Annotated in this window: 17 protein-coding genes; 8 read left to right on the top strand and 9 right to left on the bottom strand. The window is 59.3% G+C overall.

What is annotated here, in order from left to right:
• Window positions 1-85 precede the first annotated feature (85 nt).
• The 6 genes from ACY8FN_RS02645 (at window position 86) to ACY8FN_RS02620 (ending at window position 9,316) form a co-directional block, all read left to right on the top strand.
• Window positions 86-1,093 (top strand): substrate-binding domain-containing protein, encoded by a 1,008-nt coding sequence (locus ACY8FN_RS02645; RefSeq protein WP_042018364.1) that lies wholly within the window; start codon window positions 86-88, stop codon window positions 1,091-1,093.
• A 189-nt stretch (window positions 1,094-1,282) separates the two neighbouring features.
• Window positions 1,283-4,342, top strand: coding sequence for a beta-galactosidase (locus ACY8FN_RS02640; protein ID WP_463099153.1), 3,060 nt, complete (start codon window positions 1,283-1,285; stop codon window positions 4,340-4,342).
• 243 nt (window positions 4,343-4,585) lie between these two features.
• Entirely contained in the window at window positions 4,586-5,572 is a 987-nt protein-coding gene (mglB, locus tag ACY8FN_RS02635; protein WP_042018362.1) for a galactose/glucose ABC transporter substrate-binding protein MglB, read from the top strand.
• A 53-nt stretch (window positions 5,573-5,625) separates the two neighbouring features.
• On the top strand, window positions 5,626-7,146 hold the full coding sequence (gene mglA, locus ACY8FN_RS02630; RefSeq protein WP_101318577.1) for a galactose/methyl galactoside ABC transporter ATP-binding protein MglA: 1,521 nt from the start codon (window positions 5,626-5,628) through the stop codon (window positions 7,144-7,146).
• 16 nt (window positions 7,147-7,162) lie between these two features.
• Window positions 7,163-8,173, top strand: coding sequence for a galactose/methyl galactoside ABC transporter permease MglC (mglC, locus tag ACY8FN_RS02625; RefSeq protein WP_042012355.1), 1,011 nt, complete (start codon window positions 7,163-7,165; stop codon window positions 8,171-8,173).
• Window positions 8,174-8,503: 330 nt separating this feature from the next.
• On the top strand, window positions 8,504-9,316 hold the full coding sequence (locus tag ACY8FN_RS02620) for an HAD family hydrolase (RefSeq protein ID WP_463099152.1): 813 nt from the start codon (window positions 8,504-8,506) through the stop codon (window positions 9,314-9,316).
• 89 nt (window positions 9,317-9,405) lie between these two features.
• On the opposite strand, the gene trmA is transcribed toward ACY8FN_RS02620, so the two are convergent.
• Window positions 9,406-10,539 carry a tRNA (uridine(54)-C5)-methyltransferase TrmA gene (gene trmA, locus ACY8FN_RS02615; RefSeq protein ID WP_463099151.1) on the bottom strand — a complete coding sequence of 378 codons (1,134 nt, stop codon included), beginning with the start codon at window positions 10,537-10,539 and terminating at the stop codon, window positions 9,406-9,408.
• 171 nt (window positions 10,540-10,710) lie between these two features.
• Between trmA and ACY8FN_RS02610 the strand changes: the two genes are divergently transcribed.
• Together ACY8FN_RS02610 and ACY8FN_RS02605 are read left to right on the top strand one after the other, a co-directional pair.
• Window positions 10,711-11,853, top strand: a complete 1,143-nt coding sequence (locus ACY8FN_RS02610; protein WP_463099150.1) for a DUF5610 domain-containing protein — start codon at window positions 10,711-10,713, stop codon at window positions 11,851-11,853.
• An 89-nt stretch (window positions 11,854-11,942) separates the two neighbouring features.
• Window positions 11,943-12,476, top strand: coding sequence for an ATP--cob(I)alamin adenosyltransferase (locus ACY8FN_RS02605; protein WP_463099149.1), 534 nt, complete (start codon window positions 11,943-11,945; stop codon window positions 12,474-12,476).
• Between the two features lie 100 nt (window positions 12,477-12,576).
• Here the strand turns inward: ACY8FN_RS02605 and malZ are convergent, their stop codons facing one another.
• From malZ to ACY8FN_RS02565, 8 genes are all read right to left on the bottom strand, one after another.
• Window positions 12,577-14,406, bottom strand: a complete 1,830-nt coding sequence (gene malZ / locus ACY8FN_RS02600) for a maltodextrin glucosidase (RefSeq protein ID WP_463099148.1) — start codon at window positions 14,404-14,406, stop codon at window positions 12,577-12,579.
• A gap of 5 nt (window positions 14,407-14,411) precedes the next feature.
• Complete coding sequence (locus ACY8FN_RS02595) at window positions 14,412-15,260, bottom strand: HDOD domain-containing protein (protein ID WP_101318635.1); 849 nt, start codon at window positions 15,258-15,260, stop codon at window positions 14,412-14,414.
• An 83-nt stretch (window positions 15,261-15,343) separates the two neighbouring features.
• Window positions 15,344-15,760, bottom strand: a complete 417-nt coding sequence (locus tag ACY8FN_RS02590) for an META domain-containing protein (protein WP_101326477.1) — start codon at window positions 15,758-15,760, stop codon at window positions 15,344-15,346.
• 375 nt (window positions 15,761-16,135) lie between these two features.
• Complete coding sequence (gene yegD, locus ACY8FN_RS02585; protein ID WP_463099147.1) at window positions 16,136-17,497, bottom strand: molecular chaperone; 1,362 nt, start codon at window positions 17,495-17,497, stop codon at window positions 16,136-16,138.
• Window positions 17,498-17,707: 210 nt separating this feature from the next.
• Window positions 17,708-18,697: a 2-hydroxyacid dehydrogenase gene (locus tag ACY8FN_RS02580; RefSeq protein WP_463099146.1), complete on the bottom strand. Its 990-nt coding sequence runs from the start codon at window positions 18,695-18,697 to the stop codon at window positions 17,708-17,710.
• Window positions 18,698-18,771: 74 nt separating this feature from the next.
• On the bottom strand, window positions 18,772-19,242 hold the full coding sequence (locus ACY8FN_RS02575; RefSeq protein WP_042018467.1) for a CreA family protein: 471 nt from the start codon (window positions 19,240-19,242) through the stop codon (window positions 18,772-18,774).
• A gap of 69 nt (window positions 19,243-19,311) precedes the next feature.
• On the bottom strand, window positions 19,312-20,166 hold the full coding sequence (locus tag ACY8FN_RS02570) for a type 2 periplasmic-binding domain-containing protein (RefSeq protein WP_101348320.1): 855 nt from the start codon (window positions 20,164-20,166) through the stop codon (window positions 19,312-19,314).
• A gap of 105 nt (window positions 20,167-20,271) precedes the next feature.
• Window positions 20,272-20,658 carry a TraR/DksA family transcriptional regulator gene (locus tag ACY8FN_RS02565; protein WP_042018339.1) on the bottom strand — a complete coding sequence of 129 codons (387 nt, stop codon included), beginning with the start codon at window positions 20,656-20,658 and terminating at the stop codon, window positions 20,272-20,274.
• Window positions 20,659-20,857 lie beyond the last annotated feature (199 nt).

Genomic DNA, 20,857 nt, shown 5'->3' with positions numbered 1-20,857 from the left:
CGCACATATGTTCTTCATCACTGTTTTTAAAGGGTTTGCTGGTTATAATGCAGCTCTATTGCACTGTGAAATGAGTGAAAACAGCATGAGCACCATCAAGGATGTCGCCCGTTTGGCCAATGTGTCAGTGGCAACGGTTTCACGGGTGATGAACAACTCACCCAAGGCCAGTGCCGCTTCTCGCGAGGTGGTGCAGAAGGCCATGGCCGAGCTGGGCTACACCCCCAACGCTAACGCGCGGGCGCTGGTGAGCCAGACTTGCGACACCATGGGAGTGGTGGTCGGAGACGTGGCGGATCCCTTCTTTGGTGCACTGGTAAAGGGGGTCTCGGCGGTAGCGGTAGAGCAGAACCTGCATCTGCTGATGGGTAACGGTTTTCACAAGGCTCGTCAGGAGCGCGAAGCGATCGAGCTGCTGATCGGCAAGCGCTGCGAGGCGCTGGTGGTGCACAGCAAGGCCCTCAGTGACGAGGTGCTTTGCGACTACGCCAATCGGGTGCCGGGTATGGTGCTGATTAACCGCGATATTCCAGCCCTCAAGGGGCGCTGTATCTCCCTCAATAACCGGCTGGGGGCGGCTACCGCGACCCGTCATCTGATTGACTTGGGCCACCGCCATATCGCCTTTATCAGCTCGGATCACGCCATCGAAGATGCCACCTTGCGCCTGCAAGGCTATCAGGACGGGCTGATGGCGGCGGGTTTGGCTGCCGATGCGGAGCTGATCGAGAGCGGCACGCCCAACGAGGAGGGTGGCGAGCGCGCCATGCTCAACCTGCTGGCCAAGGGGCTCAAGGTGACCGCCGTGGTGGCCTATAACGATGCCATGGCCGCCGGTGTTATCTCGGTGTTGGCAGATAACGGTCTGCGGGTGCCGGAAGAGGTCTCGGTAGTGGGCTTCGATGACATCATCTATGCCAGATACCTGAGACCCAAACTCTCAACCATGCGCTACCCCATCGAATTGATGGCGGCCCAGGCGGCCAAGCTGGCGATTCAGCTGGCGGCAGGGGAGAGTGAGGCGACCCAGAGCCGGATCTATACCCCTACGCTGATCAATCGTCACTCGGTGGCACCGGTTCGGGCCGGATAGCCCCCTGTTGTGGCCCTGTTCGGGGCCATTTCCTGCCTGTTTATTGTTTTACTGGTTTTTAATCATTTTTACTCCGTTTTACTTAACAAAACGAGTGTAATCGTTTACATCTGTGTGAGCGAGATCGCCGTTCCCTGCGCCATATTTCTCTAGACTGCATACGTTTTCTAATCTGCGGGGAGAGAGTGAATGTTGAGGGAGATAGTGGCGCGTCAGGATTGGCAGACCCAAGCGATTACGTCGGTAAACCGGCTGGCTGCCCATACCCCCATGTTCAGCTGGCGCAGCGCGGCGGATGCCAGAGATGATCGGGCCTCTTCCTCCCGTCTCTTGCTCGATGGTGAGTGGCGCTTCTCCTTCTTTGCCGCCCCCGAGCGGGTGCCCGAGAGCTGGCTGGCGCAGGATCTGGCGGATGCCACCCCCATTACCGTGCCGGGCAACTGGCAGTTGGATGCCGCCCACCCGGCAGCGCGGCCGCTCACCGATGGCCCCATCTACACCAATATCAAATACCCCTTTCCCTGCGATCCGCCGCGGGTACCGACCGAGAACCCCACCGGCTGCTACTCCCGCGAGTTTGAGCTGCCTGCCGACTGGCTGGCCGGTGGCCAGAGCCGGATCATTTTCGACGGGGTGAGCAGCGCCTTCTATCTCTTCTGCAACGGCCACTGGGTAGGTTACTCCCAGGACAGCCGCCTGCCCGCCGAGTTTGATCTGACCCCTTATCTGCACGCCGGTCGCAACCGGCTGGCGGTGCTGGTGCTGCGCTGGTCCGATGGCTCCTATCTGGAAGATCAGGATATGTGGTGGCTGTCGGGGATCTTCCGCTCCGTCAGTCTGTTGCACAAACCGGCCCGCCATCTGATGGATATCCGGGTCACCCCCGAGCTGGATGCCTGCTATCGGGATGGCCGCCTCAAGATCGCACTGCAGGTGGCCAATGGGGCCTGTCTGTCGGTGGAGGCCAATCTTTATGACGGCAGCGAGCGGGTAGCGACCCTGCGCCAGCCGATCGGCACCCAAGCCATTGACGAGAAAGGGGCTTACGACGATCGCGCCGAGCTGACGCTCGATGTGGCGGCGCCGCACCAATGGAGCGCCGAGACGCCCCATCTCTATCGCCTGACCCTGACCTTACTGGACGAGCAAGGCCAGACCATAGAGTGCGAGGGGTGCGATGTGGGCTTTCGGGTGGTGGAGATCCGTGGTGGCCTGCTGCGGGTCAACGGTCAGCCGCTGCTTATTCGCGGTGCCAACCGTCATGAACACCATCCCGCCAAGGGGTATGCCATCGATCGCGCCACCATGGAGCGGGATCTGCTGCTGATGAAGCGGCACAACTTCAATGCGGTGCGCTGCTCCCACTACCCCAACCATCCCGACTTCTATCGCCTCTGCGATCGGCTCGGCCTCTATGTGGTGGATGAGGCGAATCTGGAGACCCACGGCATGACCCCGATGGGGCGGCTGGCGCGGGATCCCGCCTGGAGCAACGCCTTTCTGGAGCGGGCGACCCGCATGGTGGCACGGGATTTCAACCACCCCTCGATCATCATCTGGTCGCTGGGCAACGAGTCGGGTTACGGCCCGGCCCACGATGCCATGTATGGCTGGATCAAGCGCCGCGACCCGAGCCGTCCGGTGCAGTACGAGGGGGGCGGGGCCGATACTCCGGCCACCGACATCATCTGCCCCATGTATGCCAGAACCCATCAGGATCAACCCTTCCCGGCGGTGCCCAAGTGGGCGCTGGCCAAGTGGATCGGCCTGCCCGGTGAGCACCGGCCGCTGATCCTCTGCGAATATGCCCACGCCATGGGCAACAGCCTGGGGGGCTACGCCCACTACTGGCAGGCGTTTCGCGATCATCCACGTCTGCAAGGCGGGTTTGTCTGGGATTGGGTCGATCAGGGGCTCGACAAATACACCAGCGATGGCCGCCACTACTGGGGTTATGGCGGTGATTTTGGCGATCTGCAAAACGATCGCCAGTTCTGCTGCAACGGCCTGCTGTTCCCGGATCGCACCCCCCATCCCGCCCTGTTTGAGGCAAAGCGCGCCCAGCAGCCGTTTCGCTTCACCCTGCTTGAGCACACCCCGCTGCGGGTGCGGATCGAGAGCGAGTACCTGTTCCGCGCTACCGATAACGAGCGGCTTTACTGGCAGCTGTGCGAGAACGGCCATGTGCTGCAGCAGGGGGAGGTTTCCCTCACGCTGGCGCCGCAAGGGGTAATCGAGTTGACCCTGAGCGAGACGCAGCCCGGCTTTGCGGCAGGCGCACTGGCCTGGCTCGATCTGGCCATAGTTCAGCCACAGGCCACCCTCTGGTCACAGGAGGGTCACAAGGTCGCCCGCCAGCAGTTCACCCTGCCGACCCCTCTCGCTCTGCCAGCTCCCGCCGCTGCCGCTACCCTGACCGAGCAGCCGGAGTGCTGGCTAGTCAGCGCCGCAAACAGTCAGTGGCGGCTCGACAAGCAGAGTGGCCGGATCACCAGTTGGCAAAAATCGGGGCAGGAGCAACTGCTGGCCCCGGTGATTGATCACTTCTACCGGGCGCCGCTCGACAACGACATCGGCACCAGCGAAGCGGATCACGCCGACCCCAACTCCTGGCTTGCCCGCTGGCAGGGTTGCGGCCTTGGCCAGTGGCAGCACCGCTGTTTGGGGATCACGGTCGCCGGAGGGGATATCCGGGTCAGTCACGGCTACTTCCACCACGATGAGCTGCTGCTGGTGAGTCACTGGCATCACCGCTTTGCCGACGACGGCGCCATGAGGCTGGAGATAGAGACCGAGCTGGCGCAGGCGCTGCCTTCGTTGCCCCGGATCGGCTTGCTGATCCATCTGGCCGAGGTACCGGCGCGAGCCGAATGGCTTGGCCGTGGCCCTCACGAGAACTATCCGGATCGCCTGCTGGGCGCCGATCTGGGGCGCTGGAGCCTGCCGCTGGAGGCCATGCACACCCCTTATGTTTTCCCGAGCGACAACGGCTTGCGCTGCGATACCCGCCAGCTGCAGCTGGGCAGCATGACGGTGAGCGGGGCGTTTCATTTCAGTGCCAGCCGTTTCAGCCAGCAACAGCTGGCGGCCGCCCGTCATCAGAGCGATCTGGTGGCCGAAGAGGGGCTGTGGGTCTGCCTCGATGGCGCCCACATGGGAGTGGGGGGTGATGACTCCTGGAGTCAGAGCGTGCGGCCAGAGTATCAGTTGCTTGCACGCGGTTACCGCTGGGTTTGCACCTTTCGTTGAACCGTTTTGACAACAGGCCGGTAACGACTGGCCACGATGCAGAGGTTTTTTTGAGTCTCAAATCTTGCTTTTGTTTGTATGCATTTGAAAAATAAATAAAAAGATGCATTGTAACAGAGTGTAATCGTTTTCATTTTGTCGTCACGATCACAGAAGAAATGACAACAAACTGATTACATTACTTGGCGATTGTTCAATTGCTCGCCACCCTACAACACAGATAGATACATCGGAGCACACATAATGAAAAAACTGACCACAGTTGCCGCCCTGCTGATGGGCATGATGGCTGGTGCCAATGCCCAGGCTGACACCCGCATCGGGGTAACTGTCTACAAATACGATGACAACTTCATGGCGGTCGTGCGCAAGGCCATCGAGAAGGAAGCGGCAGCCAATCCGGGTGTAGAGCTGCTGATGAACGACTCCCAGAATGACCAGTCCAAGCAGAACGACCAGATCGACGTGCTGCTGGCCAAAGGGGTGAAAGCACTGGCCATCAACCTGGTTGACCCGGCGGCGGCCCCTGTGGTGATCGAGAAGGCCCGCGGCGAAGATATCCCGGTGGTGTTCTACAACAAGGAGCCGAGTGCTACCGATCTGGCCAGCTATGACAAGGCCTACTATGTGGGTACCGACTCCAAGGAGTCAGGGATCATCCAGGGTCAGCTGATTGCCAAACATTGGAAAGCCCATCCGGAGTGGGATCTGAACAAGGATGGCGTGATCCAGTTCGTGCTGCTCAAGGGCGAGCCGGGCCACCCGGATGCAGAAGCCCGTACCTCCTATGTCATCAAGACCCTGAATGATGGCGGCTTCAAGACCGAGCAGCTGCACATGGATACCGGTATGTGGGATACCGCCATGGCCAAAGACAAGATGGATGCCTGGATCTCCGGCCCCAACGCCAACAAGATCGAAGTGGTCATCGCCAATAACGACGGTATGGCAATGGGCGCAGTCGAGTCACTGAAAGCCCAGGGTAAGAGCGCCATTCCGGTGTTCGGCGTCGATGCGCTGCCGGAAGCGCTGGCCATGGTCAAGAGCGGCGCCATGGCGGGTACCGTGCTGAACGATGCGGCCAACCAAGCTAAAGCCACCTTCGAGCTGACCAAAAACCTGGCTGAAGGCAAAGCGGCCGGTGAAGGCACCAACTGGAAGATCGACAACAAGGTGGTGCGCGTTGCCTACGTTGGTGTGGATAAAGACAACCTGTCCCAATTCGAGTAATTCCCCCCTCCAGGGCAAGGGCGATCCCCTTGCCCTTTTTTCCACCAGATGTGATGGCTGATATGACAACACAGCAACAATCAGAATGGCTGTTGGAGATGATTGACGTCAGTAAGAGCTTTCCCGGCGTCAAGGCACTCGATAATGTCAATTTACGGGTCCGTCCTCATTCTGTGCATGCGTTGATGGGCGAGAATGGTGCGGGAAAATCCACCCTGCTCAAGTGCCTGTTCGGCATTTACGAGAAGGATCAGGGCAAAATCTTCTTCAAGGGGCAGGAGATCAACTTCAGCTCCTCCAAGCAGGCGCTGGAAAATGGCGTCTCCATGGTGCATCAGGAGCTCAACCTGGTGTTGCAGCGTACCGTGATGGACAACATGTGGCTCGGTCGCTACCCCACCAAGGGGTGGTTCATCGACCACGGCAAGATGTATGACGACACCAAGCGCATCTTCGACGAGCTCGATATCGATATCGATCCCAAGGTGAAGGTCGCGACCCTGTCGGTCTCCCAGATGCAGATGATCGAGATCGCCAAGGCGTTCTCCTACGATGCCAAGATCGTCATCATGGACGAGCCCACCTCCTCCCTGACCGAGAAAGAGGTGAATCACCTCTTCAAGATCATCAACAAGTTGAAGGACAAGGGGTGCGGCATCGTCTACATCTCTCACAAGATGGAGGAGATCTTCCAGCTCTGTGACGAGATTACCATATTGCGCGATGGCCAGTGGGTGGCAACCCGGCCGCTCAAGGGCATGACCATGGATCAGATCATCGGCATGATGGTCGGCCGTGAACTGACCCAGCGCTTCCCGGAAAAAACCAACCAGCCGCAGGAGGTGATCCTCGAGATCGAACACCTGACGGCGAAGAACCAACCCTCGATTCAGGACGTGACCTTCAACCTGCACAAGGGGGAGATCCTCGGCATCGCCGGGCTGGTGGGGGCCAAGCGCACCGATATCGTCGAGACCCTGTTTGGTATCCGCGATCGCAGCCAGGGCAGCATCAAGCTGCATGGCAAAGAGGTGGCCAACCACAACGCCCACGAAGCGATCCGTAACGGCTTTGCGCTGGTGACGGAAGAGCGTCGCTCCACCGGTATCTACTCCCGTCTCGACATCGCCTTCAACTCCCTGATCGCCAATATGGACAGCTACAAAGGTTCCATGGGGCTGCTCAGCGACAACAAGATGAAGAGCGATACCCAGTGGGTTATCGACTCCATGCGGGTCAAGACGCCAACTCAGCAGACCCAGATAGGTTCCCTCTCCGGGGGCAACCAGCAGAAGGTGATCATCGGTCGCTGGCTGCTGACCCAGCCGGAGATCCTGATGCTCGATGAGCCAACCCGCGGCATCGACGTGGGGGCCAAGTTCGAGATCTACCAGTTGATCCTGGAGCTGGCGAAAAAGGACAAGGGGATCATCATCATCTCGTCAGAGATGCCGGAATTGCTGGGGATCACCGACCGCATCATGGTGATGAGCAATGGTCGGGTCGCCGGGATCGTCAATACCAAAGAAACTGACCAGAGCGAGATACTGCGCCTGGCATCTCTGTACCTCTAGAGACAGGAAGACATTTATGGAGTCGGCTAAAAATTTCAATCTGATGCAGGCGCTCAAGGAAAACGCCATCTATCTGGTGCTGCTGGTGCTGCTCATGGTCATCGTGATCCAGGAGCCCTCCTTCCTCAGCCTCACTAACTTCAGCAACATTCTGACCCAGTCCTCGGTGCGGGTCATCATAGCGCTGGGGGTGGCGGGCATCATCATCACTCAGGGCACGGATCTGTCGGCCGGTCGTCAGGTCGGTCTGGCGGCGCTGATTGCGGCGACCATGTTGCAGGCGCTGACCAACGTCAACAAGGTGTTCCCGACGCTGGGGGAGGTGCCCATTCCGGTGGTGATCCTGCTGGTGTGTGCGGTGGGGGCGTTGATCGGCCTAGTCAACGGTTTGATCGTGGCCTACCTGAACGTCACCCCGTTCATTACCACCCTGGGCACCATGATCATCGTCTACGGCATCAACTCCCTCTACTTTGACTCGGTGGGCGCTTCGCCGGTGGCCGGGTTTGATCCCCGCTTCTCCAGCTTTGCCCAAGGGTTTATCCGGATAGGAGGATTCAAGCTCTCGTACCTCACCTTCTATGCGGCCATCGCCAGCGTCTTTGTCTGGGTGCTGTGGAACAAGACTCGCTTTGGCAAAAACATCTTCGCCATCGGTGGCAACCCCGAGGCAGCCAAGGTCTCCGGCGTCAACGTGGCGGTCAATCTGGTGATGATCTATGCGCTGGCGGGTGTGTTCTACGCCTTTGGCGGCATGCTGGAAGCGGGTCGGGTCGGCAGTGCCACCAACAACCTCGGCTTCATGTATGAGCTGGATGCCATCGCGGCCTGCGTGGTGGGTGGCGTGTCGTTTGCCGGCGGGGTAGGGACAGTCGCGGGTGTGATCACCGGCGTGCTTATCTTCACCCTGATCAACTACGGTTTGACCTATATCGGGGTCAGCCCTTACTGGCAATTCATCATCAAGGGCGGCATCATCATTCTGGCGGTGGCGCTGGACTCCATGAAGTACGCCAAGAAGAAGTAATGGCCGTGGCTCACCGTCAGGGTGAGCCACCCATTTTCCCCGCCAATCGTCTCAATGGCACGCCCCGCAAGACTTCACCAGCCCCCCGCCGTTATTGATAAAAAATCGCGACTCAAGTGACAAGCATTCCCGCTGAGTTTATCTTCGCTCACCTCGATGGTGACTATTGCGCCGTTTGCCACTGGTTCGGTGGTCACTCAAGATTTGCCCCTCCTGCATTGGCAGCTAACAGCAGTAGACTTGAGGCCGTCATTCAGGGGTGCCGCCATGGATGTGGTTGCGTTGATTTTTATTGCGATGTTTTTATGAATAATGACGACAGGAGCGCTTGTGAGTACGCAGATTAAGTTTATTGCCGTCGATATGGATGGCACCTTATTAAATAGCCAGAAAGCGTTGCCAGTGGATTTTTTTGAAGTATTCGCTCTGCTGCAACAGCAGGGGGTGCTGTTTGCTGCAGCCTCGGGTCGGCAATATCACAGCTTGCTGGATATTTTTTCGCCCATCAAAGACCAGATGGTATTTATTGCTGAAAATGGCACTTATGTGGTTTATCAGGGTAACGAGTTACATAGCAGCCTGATTGACCAGCAAGATGCCTATCAGATGATTACCGCAGTGCGTCAAATCGCAGGCTCTCATCTGGTGTTGTGTGGCAAGCATACCGCCTATACCGAAACAACCTGTCAGGCTGCCCTTGGTGAAATGAACAACTATTATCACTCACTGGTGCAAGTGGATGATTTATTGGCAATTGACGATGAGTTTATCAAGGTCGCCGTGCTTAATTTCAATGGCGCTGAACAGCATGTTTACCCGGTGGTATTCCCGCATTTTGGCGATAGCCATCAGGTGGTGGTGAGCGGCGAAATTTGGCTCGATTTTATGCACAAAGATGCCTCGAAAGGGGCGGCCATTAAAAAGCTGCGAACTGTTTTTGATTTCAACTTCGAGCAGAGCATGAGCTTTGGTGATTTTTTTAATGATGTCGAAATGCTAAAAGAGACCTACCACAGTTATGCCATGGCCAATGCCCACCCTGAAATTAAGAAATTAGCTCGTTTTATCGCGCCGGGTAATGATGAACAAGGGGTTACCCACATCATTCGGCAACGGGTGTTGCAAGCTTCACCATCCAGATAACAACAAAGCGGGCGCCCCTTTTTGGCGGCGAGCGACCAGATAGCAAAACAGGGCCATGCGGCCCTGTTTTTGTTTTTCGTCTGCTTGAATCAACCGGCCTTGCGGCGCAGATAGACCCCGGCTTCCATATGATGGGTCCAGGGGAACTGGTCGAACAGGGCGAAACGGGCGATCTCGTGGGTTTCACCCAATACCGCCATGTTGGCCTGCAGAGTCTCGGGGTTGCAGGAGATGTAGAGGATGTTGTCGTACTCCTGCACCAGCTTGACGGTGGCATCGTCGAGACCGGCGCGGGGCGGGTCGACGAAGATGGTGTTGCACTGGTAGCTCTGGAGGTCGACCCCCTTGAGGCGGTTGAACTCCCGCTCGCCGCGCATCGCCATGGTGAACTCCTCGGCTGACATGCGCAGGATGATCAGGTTGTCGATGCCATTGGCCGCGATGTTGAACTGGGCGGAGTCGACGCTCGGCTTGGCGATCTCGGTGGCCAGCACCTTGCGGAAGTTCTGCGCCAGCGCGATGGAGAAGTTGCCGTTGCCGCAATAGAGCTCCAGCAGATCCCCTTCGCTCCCCTTGGTCACAGCCAGCGCCCAGGCCAGCATCTGTTCATTGATGACGGCGTTGGGCTGGGTGAAGCTGTTCTCCACCTGCTTGTAGGTGAGCTGGCGGCCTGCCACATTGAGCTGCTCGATGACAAAGTCATCGCCCAGAGCGATTTTCTGTTTGTGCGCCCGGCCAATCAGCCGCAGATCAAACCCTTGGGCGCGCAGGTCGGCTTGCAGCGTCTCGGCGACCTGCTGCCACTCGGCTTCCAGCTTGCGGTGATAGAGCAGGCTGACGATGAGCTGGCCGGATTGGGTCGACAGGTAGTCGATCTGGAACAGCTTGCGGCGCAGCACCGGATGGGGGCGCAGCCCCTCCAGCAGTACCGGCATCAGCTGATTGATCAGGCGGCTGGCGGTCGGGAAGTGCTCAACCCGAATAATCTCTTTGGTTGCCGGGGCATACATGCAGTGGAAGAGATCATCCCCCTCATGCCAGATGCGAAATTCGGCCCGCATCCGGTAGTACTCTGCCGGTGAGGCATGAACCTCCAGCGCCGGGAGGGTGAATCCGGCAAACAGCTCGGTGAGGCGAGCACTCTTTTCGGCGAGCTGGGCCTGATAGTCGGCAGGGGTTCTTGGCGCCACAGAATCTGCGTCAGCCCGTTGGGATTGGGTCATGATATACCTCACATGCACACCGGCCAGGCCGGATCGAAATCGGGGGAAGGCAACAGGCCACCCAAAGGGTGTGGATTTTAAAAGGCCGCAGTAGATTGTCCAGTATTTTGTGGTCAAGAAGTGTTCAGTCAGGCCGATAGTAGATCTACAAGCATGGTGGGAGGACACATTATGCAGATCGAAGGCATGGGCGCAGCCCAACCCAAGGGAGTGGGTGTCTCTCCCAAAACGCCGCAACAGGCAGAGTCAAAACCACTGAGTCGCGAGGAAGAGGTCTCTTTACACAAGCCGCCCAAATGGGCGCAGGTGCTGATCCAGCAGGCGCTGCAGTTCTCGCTGGAGATCAATGGCCAGGGTTATAAGGCGCCCAAGGTGCAGGAGCCGGAGGTGATCACGCCGGAGACCCTGTTCGACTTTCAGTCGGTGGCGGACAACGTGCTGCAGTTTGTCACTGGCCGACTTGGCGCTGCACGGGCCGATGGCAAATCCGATGAGGATCTGACCGGCATGATGGAGCAGGCGCGCAAAGGGGTCGACAAGGGGTTCGGTGATGCCCGCAAGCAGCTCGGTGACTGGGCCACCGACAATGAGGATATCAAGACCGGTATCGATCAGAGCTACAAGTTGATCCAGAAGGGGCTCGACGAGTTCGAGAAGGAGTTCTTCGGCAAAGTCTCCCCGACCGACATGGGGGCGGCCGAGATGGCCAGCCGCCAGCAGGGCTACCTGGAGATCCAGACCAAGGATGGCGACAAGGTGGTGCTGCGCTTCAACGACACTTGGCAGAGCAAGTCCCAGAGCAGTGAGAGCGGCAGCCAGTTCAGCCTCAAGTCGAGCCAGAGCTTCAGCTTCTCGCTGGAGGGGGATCTCAGCAGCGATGAGATGGAGTCCATCGGCAAGCTGGTCAAGGGGATCGACGAGCTGGCCGGTAATTTCTTCTCCGGCAACTTCGAAGATCTGCTGGATAAGGCGAGCGAGCTGAAACTGGATGACAGCCAGCTGGCCTCTTATTCCCTCAAGCTCAAGCAGAGCGTCAAGCTGAGCCAGACCTACCAGGGGGCGCACTCCCTGCAGGATCTGATCAAGCCGTTTGCTGACTACCTGCCCAAGCTGGATCAGGTACAGAAACAGGCAGATACCCTGCTGCCAGCATCCCAACAACAGGCGCTGACCCCTGCCGTGCTGGCCGCGAGAGGGGAAGAGGATCCGCTGCAGATTGATCGCTTCACCAGCTTCAACCAGCGGATGCTGGAGGCGTTGCGGATGATTAACCAGTTCCAGCCGTCCACCGAGCCCGCCAGTAAGAACGCCTGAGCCACAGCGCGTAACGCAAGTAATGACCTGCCGTTTGCCAGCCCTTCCCGGGGCTGGCAAACTGGCCTTTTCTCCAATCCGGTTGCCCCATGAACCCCAAGAAGCCAAGAGACAAACGCGAGCTCTGCTACCCCTTTATCTTCGAAACCTCGTTCAAATGTGATTTTGAAATCGCCACTGACGAACTCTGCTGTCAGGTCGGGGCCGTGCTGTCACACCTTGCGCCGGATGCCGACACCGAGTCCATGCTGGCGGATCTCGCGGTGTTGCAGCGGCTTATCTACAACCTCAACGGCTCGGTGCGCGGCAAGCTGGGGATCTTCGATGCAGACCTTGAGTGGCTCAAGGCCCGTTACGACCACTACAACGAGGCAAGTCGCGGCAGCGTCACCGGTTTCGTGCTGCCGCAGGGGCCGCAGCCCATTCCCACCCTCCACCTGTGTCGCTGCGGCAGCAAGAAGGTGGTGCGGCTGCTGGTACGGCTGGAAGAGAGCGAGGTGGCCTTCGATCCCATTCTCTATCGCTTCGCCAACCTGCTGGCCAACTTCTTCTTCGTGCTCACCGTCTACCTCAAGCAGCGCTGGCAGGTGCCGGAAGTGCCCTACATCAGCATCAACTACTGATTGCGGCGGGCAAGGGACCAGACGCTATCGGGGATTGAACGGAATAAAAAACCGGAGCCTTGGGCTCCGGTTTTTGTTTTTCAGCGTGTCAGTCGCCCACTTAGCTGGAGATCAGCACCCTGGCCGAGTTGGCCGGGATGGTGAGCTGCACCTCGCCCTGCACCACCTCGAACTTGTCGCCGTTGAAGGCGTCGGTGAAGCGGCTGGCCGGGCTGGCGGTTTGCCACAGCGGCAGGCTGATGGTGCGCGGCTCGCTGGGGTGACGGTTGCAGGCAACCACCACCTGATCGCTTTGCAGGGTGCGGGCGAACACATAGCTGTGGGGCCCGGCATAGAGGGTCTGGATATCGCCACGGCGCAGGGAGGGGCGCTGGCGGCGGATCTGGATCAGGCGGCGGTAGTAATCGTGTAGCACGTGATCCCAGGATGTGGTCTCCCACGGGAAGCAGCGGCGGCAGTCCGGGTCGTTGCCGCCAGAAAGTCCCACTTCGTCGCCGTAGTAGATGGAGGGCGTACCGATATAGGTGAGCAACAGGGTCGCCGCCAGCCGCATCCGCTGTTTGTCTTCTCCCAGCAGGTGGAGGAAGCGGGCGGTGTCGTGGCTGTCCAGCAGGTTGAACTGGGCCAGCTGGTTCTTGAACGGGATGTGGGCCCGCGCCAGCTTGAGCCAGCGGTCCAGCTCTTCGGCGCTGATCTTGATGGGGTGATAGGCGATATCCTGCCCTGCCAGGAAGGCGCGGATCGGGTGGGCGAAGCCATAGTAGTTCATGGCGCCATCCTCCTGATCTCCTTGCAGCCACTGGCTCGCCTCGAAGAAGTGCTCACCGAGTACATAGGCGTCCGGGTTCTCCTGCTTCACCGCCCCGCGAATGGCCCGCACATGGCTGCGGTTGCCCTCGGCGGTGCCGCGCTCCCCCAGCATGTGGATGACGTCAAAGCGCCAGCCGTCGATATGGTAGGGCGGTCGCATCCAGTAGCGCAGGATGGCGTCATCCGCCCGATAGATGGCGTCCTGCACCTGTTCGCTGGCAAAGTCGAGTTTGGGCAGGCTGCGAATACCCTTCCAGCTGACGTAATCCCCTTCTTTGTCAAAGGTGTAGAAGCTGCGCCACGGCGAATCCGGGGTGCTGTTGGCCCCTAGCGGCGGGCAGAACCAGGGGTGCTCGGTCGAGGTGTGGTTAACCACCGCATCGAGAATGATCTTCATGCCGCGCTGGTGCAGGTTGCGGGTCAGCTCGGCGAACTGCTCGTTGCTGCCGAGGTGAGTATCGACCTTGAAGTAGTCCTGAGTGTCGTACTTGTGGTTGCTCGGCGAATCGAAGATGGGGTTGAGGTAGAGCGCCGTCACCCCGAGGGATTGCAGATAGTGCAGCTTGGCATCAATGCCAGCCAGATCGCCGCCATAGAATTCGCAGGCGCCGTGCCCCTCATCGTGGCGGCTGACCGGCTCCCCCCACCCTTTGCTGATCACCGCCTTGCCGCGGTACTCATATTCGTGATGTTTGACGCTGAGCGACGGGTCGCCGTTGCAGAAGCGGTCGGGGAAGATCTGGTAGAACACCTGATCCTGCACCCAGGCCGGTGGCTGGTGCAGGCTGTTGAAGCGAAAATGCTGCTCGCGCGGTGGCATGGCAGGGCTGACGCCCGCGCCGTGCAACCACCACTGCCCCTCATCGGTGAGGCACTTGAAGCTGTAGAGGTGGGTATCCTGCCCCTTGGCCAGTGGCAGGGTGGCCTGCCACACCTGCAGCCGGTCGCGGGTCGAGACCGCTGTCATCGGGATCAGGTACTCCTCGTTGTCCGGCTCGTGGCGCAGCCACACGGTGCGGATCGGGGCGTCCAGTTCGCTAAAGAGGGTGAGTTGCAGTGCGTCGGCGCTCTCTTTGAACCAGGGCGCCACCTGGGGATGAAACAGAAACGGATGGGTCATGATGCTTATTGAGTCAGAAGATCGGCGAGGGCATTACCCTGTTCGTGAAGCGTTTCGAGTTGGCCTGCCAGCGACTTGGGATCCAGTCCCAACTGGTCGGCGAGCGGTTTGGGGAAACGGGCAATGATGGCCTGGGCTGGTACCCCGGCATTCCAGGCGAAGGAGATAAACACGGCGAGGCGGATCAGCACCGCCTCCTTGCTGACCGGATCGTGGGAGAGCGGGTCAAGCTGCTGGGAAATGGCATCAACGAAGGCCTCGGAGAGGTTCCAGCGTCGCGCCAGTTCGGCGCCAAGCTGGGAATAGTCGTAGCCGAGCATCTCCCGCTGGGCCTCCACCCGGCTACTGCCGTTCTGGATCGACATATTGATCAGTTCTGCCTCTTCCGGCAGGGTGCTCTGGATCAGCAGCTCACCGATGTTGTGGATCAGGGCGCAGGTAAAGGCTGTCTCGGGATCCAGTGCCTTGGTCTCTTGCGCCAGGGTCTTGGCGATGGTGGCGACCTGAAAGGTCTCGGTCCAGAACTTGTTTTTGTTGAAGCTGGGAGGGGCTTTGAAGCTGCCGATGATGCCGGAGGCAACCACCACCGAGCGCAGCCGGTTGAAGCCGAGCCGGATCACCGCCTGTTCGATGGAGGTCACGTCGTTGCCCCGGCGCAGGGCGGCCGAGTTGGCCATCCGCAGCACCTTGACGCTGATCACCTGATCCATGGCGATTTTGGCCGCAATCTCGTCGATGCGGGCATTTTCATCATTGAAGCTCTGCATCAACTCGTGCAGCAGCTGGGGAATGGTGGGGAGTTGTTTGATCTTGTCAAACAGGCGATCCATCGACATGGCTGAGGCAGCCTCCATTGCGAACTCTGCCTCATAGTGTGCCACAGCCGGACAACATGTTCCTGTTTGTGATGCGGCTTTGTGATGGGTATTTGTTACGACTAAAAGACCCAATCGCGCAAGGTGTATTCCAAACGGTGCTGTTTGCCCTGCAAGATCAGGGTCTGGCTGGTGCCGCTCAGGGTGGCGCCCTCGGTCAGGGTGGTGAGCACGGCCTGTTCGATGGTGTTCAGCGGCGGCATGCAGGCCATCTCGGTGCTGCCCATGCTGGTGACCCACAGCCGGTTATTTTTCAGATGGCCCTGACCGAAGTAGCGGTTGCAACCGGCGATGCCGTTGACGGTGAAGTGCTCACCTATCTCGAAATCGGGGGGATTGTCGCGCAAGGCGGCGACCGGTTCGCCATCCAGCTTGCTCAGTATCCAGTGGTGATGTTGCAGATCCTGCCGGACAAAGGCGGTTGAACTACAGCCCGCGAGCAGCAGCAGGGAGAGCAGCAGGGATAGCAATCTGGGCATGAGGGGGCTCCGGTTGGTGGAGTGCCCAGAATACCCTGTTTGCTGGTTGTGGCGCAGGGGGCGAGAGGGGGTGCCCGACTGCTTCTGTCGCCCCTTGTCCCGCACCACTGTCGCGAAATGGCAACACCCGGGCGGATGTTGCCATCGGCTTGCTTATTGTGCGAACAACCGCTCGGCATAACGGGCAAGATCCGTGGCAATGGAACCGAAGCCATCACTCCCCTCGGGCGGGGAGTGATGGGACGGCTTGCTCTATCTCAGGGAGCAGTTGGCGAACAACCGCTAGGCATAACGGGCAAGATCCGTGGCAATGGAACCGAAGTCATCACTCCCCTCGAGCGGGGAGTGATGGAGCTGCTTGCGGTATCTCAGGGATCAGTTGGCGAACAACCGCTCGGCATAACGGGCGAGGCCCGCAGCGACCGAACCGAAGTCATCACCACCCTCGAGTGGAATAGCCGGGAGCTTCTGGCGGATAAAGCTGGCGATCAGCGGCGAGCGGGCGCTACCGCCGGTGACGAAGATGCGATCCGGCTGCACACCGGCATTGGCAATGGCTTCATCCATCAGCTCGCCAATTTTCTCCAGCAGCAGGGCAGAGGCGTTGGCCAGTTGCTCGCGGGTCAGCTCCGCTTCCAGCCCTTTTTCCAGCTCGGCCAGCGACTGGCGATTCAGCGGTTGCTCCGAGAGGGCGATCTTGCCCTGCTCGGCGCGCCATACCAGCTGGTGGCTCAGCTTGTGAGCGCGCAGGTTGGCCAGACGCTTTAGCTTGCTGCCGGGCTGGCTGTCGAGCTGCAGATCCTGCAGCTGGCGGGCGGTGTCGAGGCTGTAAAAACGGCTCTGGGCGCTGACATCGTTGATGGCAGCGGCGTCCCAGAATAGCGGGTGGGGCAGTGGCTTGCCGGTCTTGAGGGTCTCGTGCATGCCGAGCAGCGGCATCATCCCTTCCACCGTCAGGCGGATATCGAAGTCGTTGCCGCCGATCCGCTGGCCGCTGTGGCCGAGCAGGTCGCCGCTGCGATCCAGCTGATCGCGGTAGCTGGGGCCCATTCGCAGCATGGAGCAGTCGGTGGTGCCGCCGCCGATATCCACTACCAGCACCACGGCGTCTTCGCTGAGGCGCGCCTCGAATTCAAAACCGGCAGCCACCGGCTCATAGAGGAACTCCACCTGCTCAAAACCGGCCAGACGGGCCGCTTCGGTCAGGATAGCGATCGCCTGCTGGTTGCTCTCTTCCCCTGCCAAACCCTGGAAGTTGACCGGGCGGCCGATCACCGCCTGACGGATCGGGGCGCCGAGCTGCTGCTCCGCCTGCTGGCGGACGTGGAGCATCATGGCGCAGACAATATCTTCAAACAGGGCGATCTGGGGGGCCTTGAGGCCATAGGCCCCGAGGAAGGATTTCGGCGATTTGATGTAGTAGCCGTCGTCCGGCTCTTCCAGATAGCGCTCCAGCGCGGCGCCGCCGAAGCTCAGCTCGTCGATCAGCCCCTCTTCGCGCATCTGGCGGCGAACCATCTGGGCGCGGGTGACCACGGGGCCACGCAGCTTGAGGTACTCCGCCTGCTGGGCGGGTGCCAGCCCTTCGGCCAACAGACCGGCGATGGCATCCCGGTGGGGCGCGTGCAGGGTGGAGGGGAGGTAGCGGGATGCGCCGAGATTGAGCAGCCTGGGGCTACCTTGTTCCATCACGGCCACGGCACAGTTGGAGGTGCCGTAATCAAATCCGATAAACATGGGTGCCAGACTCCAGAGTAAAAAAGGAGGGCTGGCCTACCCGAAGGTGCCGGATCTCACTACCCGACGCACTGTCGGAGGTACAGTGAGCAAATCTGATCAACATGGGCGCCAGACTCCTGAATAAAAAAGGGGGGCTAGCCTACCCGAAGGCGCCGGGTCTCACAACCCGGCGCACAGCAATGAAGAACAGGATGAAGGGATGAGCCCTTATTCCACTTCGTTGTCGGAGTGGCCCTGGCGCTCGATGGCGCGGATATTGCCGAGGGTGGTATCGGCGATGGCGTGCAGCGCCTCACGGGTCAGGAAGGCCTGATGACCGGTAAACAGCACGTTGTGGCAGGCCGACAGACGGCGGAACACGTCATCGGTGATCACCTCGTTGGACTTGTCGGCGAAGAACAGATCTTCCTCCTCCTCGTAGACATCCAGCCCCAGCGCGCCGATGCGGGAGGTCTTGAGTGCCTCGATGGCGGCGTTGGAGTCGAGCAGGCCGCCGCGGCTGGTGTTGATGATCATCACCCCGTCCTTCATCTTGGTGAACGCCTCCTTGTTCAGCAGATGGTAATTCTCGCTGAACAGCGGGCAGTGCAAGCTGATGACGTCGGATTGACGGAACAGGGTATCGAGGTCCACATACTCGGCCCCCAGCTCAATGGCTGCCTGATTGGGGTAGGGGTCGCTCACCAGCAGGCGCATGCCAAAGCCCTTGAGGATGCGCAGGGTAGCGATGCCGATCTTGCCGGTACCGATAATACCGGCGGTGCGGCCGAACATGTTGAAGCCGACCAGCCCCTCCAGCGAGAAGTTGGCATCGCGGGTGCGCTGATAAGCCTTATGGATGCGGCGGTTGAGGGTCATCATCAGTCCCACCGCGTGCTCGGCCACCGCTTCGGGGGAGTAGGCGGGCACCCGCACCACTTTCAGCCCCAGCTCTTTGGCGGCGGCCAGATCCACGTTGTTGTAACCGGCGCAGCGCAGGGCAATCACCTTGGTACCGTTGGCGGCCAGTTCGGTCAATACCTCGCGGTCGGCGTCGTCATTGACGAACAGACACACCACCGGGAAGCCGTGAGCCAGTCGGGCCGTTTTGGCCTCCAGCCGCACATCGAAAAACTCCAGATCGCAGCCGTACTGGCTGTTGGCCTGGTTGAAATGCTCTTTGTCATAGCTCTTGGTACTGAATACGGCGACCTTCATGGTGTGTGCTCCGCAGCGTGTGTGTCGTTAAATTACAACAAAATGGATCAGCTATCACCGGACAAACCGGCAGGTCATTGTCCCCATGGCATGATGGGAACCGCGCTGACTGCACTCTTGTACGAACCATCCACCAGTTTGGTGCTGTAAGTCAGGTAAACCAGTGCATTGCGTTTTTTGTCGTAAAAACGCACCACTTTCTGCTCCTTGAACACCAGCGAGGTGCTGACATCGAACACCTCTTCCCCCGCTTTCAATTTTTCGGGCAGGGTGATGGGGCCAATCTGGTGGCACGACAGGGAGGCGTGGGAGGGATCTTCCGCCAGCCCCAGTCCGCCTTTTACGCCGCCGGTCTTGGGGCGTGCCAGATAGCAGGCGACGCCGTCGATGCGTGGGTCATCAAAGGCTTCTACCAAAATCTTGTGGTTGGGGCCTAACAGCTTGAAAGAGGTGCTCACCTCACCGATGGGGTCAGCCTTGTCCGCCATGGCGGGCATCGCCAGTAAACAGCTCGCCAGCAGCAGCGACCCTTGTAATCTGTTCATGTTGTTCCTCGCCAGCAGGTTGCGGGCCTCAGTAATGGGTTGAATGGGGGTGATCATCATCCAGCGCCATCACTGAGGTGGATAGTCCCAATATTGGGCCGGAATGCTTTTTAGCAATGGGGTCATGTCCGGATTGGGCAGCGCTATGGTGACCCGTTGGTCGAGGTTGGCGCTGGCCAGTGCTTCGCGGATCTTCGGATTTTCATGGAAGAACTGCATAAAGCTGCCATCGGCGTAGGCCCGCTCCAGCCCGGTCTGGATCGCCTTGGCCAGCTTGGGGTATTCGGGGCTGACGAAGAAGAACTGGGCAAAGGGGTAGCGGATCAGCAGGTGTTGCTCGATGGCGAGGTTGGGATATTGCGCCACCAGTTCGCTGCGCTCGGCGTAAATCTCCACCAGTGAGCGCGGGAAGAAGTCGAGCTTGTCACCGTCGTTGATCAGCCGAAACAGGTTGCTGTAACGACCGGCGTAGGTGGCAATGCCGGCATTTTCCAGAATTTTGTTATCGGCCCAACCCACGCCTTGCGCGGCTTTCAGCTGTTTGAGGTCGGCCAGGGTATTGATCTGGTTGAACTTCTCTTGCGCATCGGCGTGGATGAATGACAGCCGCAATCCTTCCAGGCCGCGAAACAGCGGAATGGGGACGGCGATTAGGGAAGATTCGAGTGCGCTGGAGGTACCCATCCAGAAGACGTTGATGGTCTTGCCCTTGCTCAGCTGTTGCTGGAGGGTGAACTGGTTGAGATCGAGTTCGACAGGCTGGATGCGAAAGGGTTGCCCGGCACGGGTCAGCGCCAGTTCCAGCAGTTTGAGCTGGTACTCTTGATCGAGATTGTTGATGGGACGGCTGGGGACTTTCACCGTCAAAACCTGTGCTTGTGCCAGCAGTGGCAGACACAAACACAGTTTGATGAGCCATTTCACGCGCAGTTCTCCTGTCGATTCCGGGACGTGCCCGGAGTCTAACAGAACTTGCCACTATCTTGCTGACGAGGGTTCGCCAGAGACCAGTGACAGTGCCTGGCGGGATCAGGCGACGCGGCGGAACACGTGGGTATCGTTAAATTCCTTGGTGCTCTGGCATTCGACACAGAAACGGGATTCCGGACGGGCATGCAGCCGCTTGAGGGAGATCTCGTCACCGCAAGATTCGCAGTAACCGAAGTCCCCTTCGTTCATACGCTTTAACGCGCCCCGTAACTTGCGCAGGTGCAGCTTGTCGTGCTCGATGCGGTTCAGCTCCAGACGGCGGGCTTCCTCGATACTGGCACGGTCAATTTCATCAGCCATCTCGTTGGTGTCGGTGGCGATGGCCTGGCTAGCCTGAGAGCTGAGGCGTTCTTCGAGCTCGACGATCTGTCGCTCGATCTGCCCCTTGTAAAAGGCCAGTTGGTCTTCAGTCATGAAATCACACATACGATTAACTACCAGTCAGTTTGCTAACCCAATAATCCCTGTTTATGGGGGCTGTCTGCCTACAGACCAAGCCCTTGTATCCCGATTTGCACTTGTTTCGTGCAAGAGAGTGCAAATCAGGGCGGGCCTTGTACCAAAAAAATGCAGCCAAGCAAAGCAAATAGCATAAGGATTGTGCGCCCTTGCAAAAAAATGGCCC

It is taken from the genome of Aeromonas sp. 160P, from assembly GCF_055193095.1.
The sequence above is the reverse complement of the archived record's forward strand: the minus strand, read 5'-3'. Positions and strand labels throughout refer to the sequence as shown.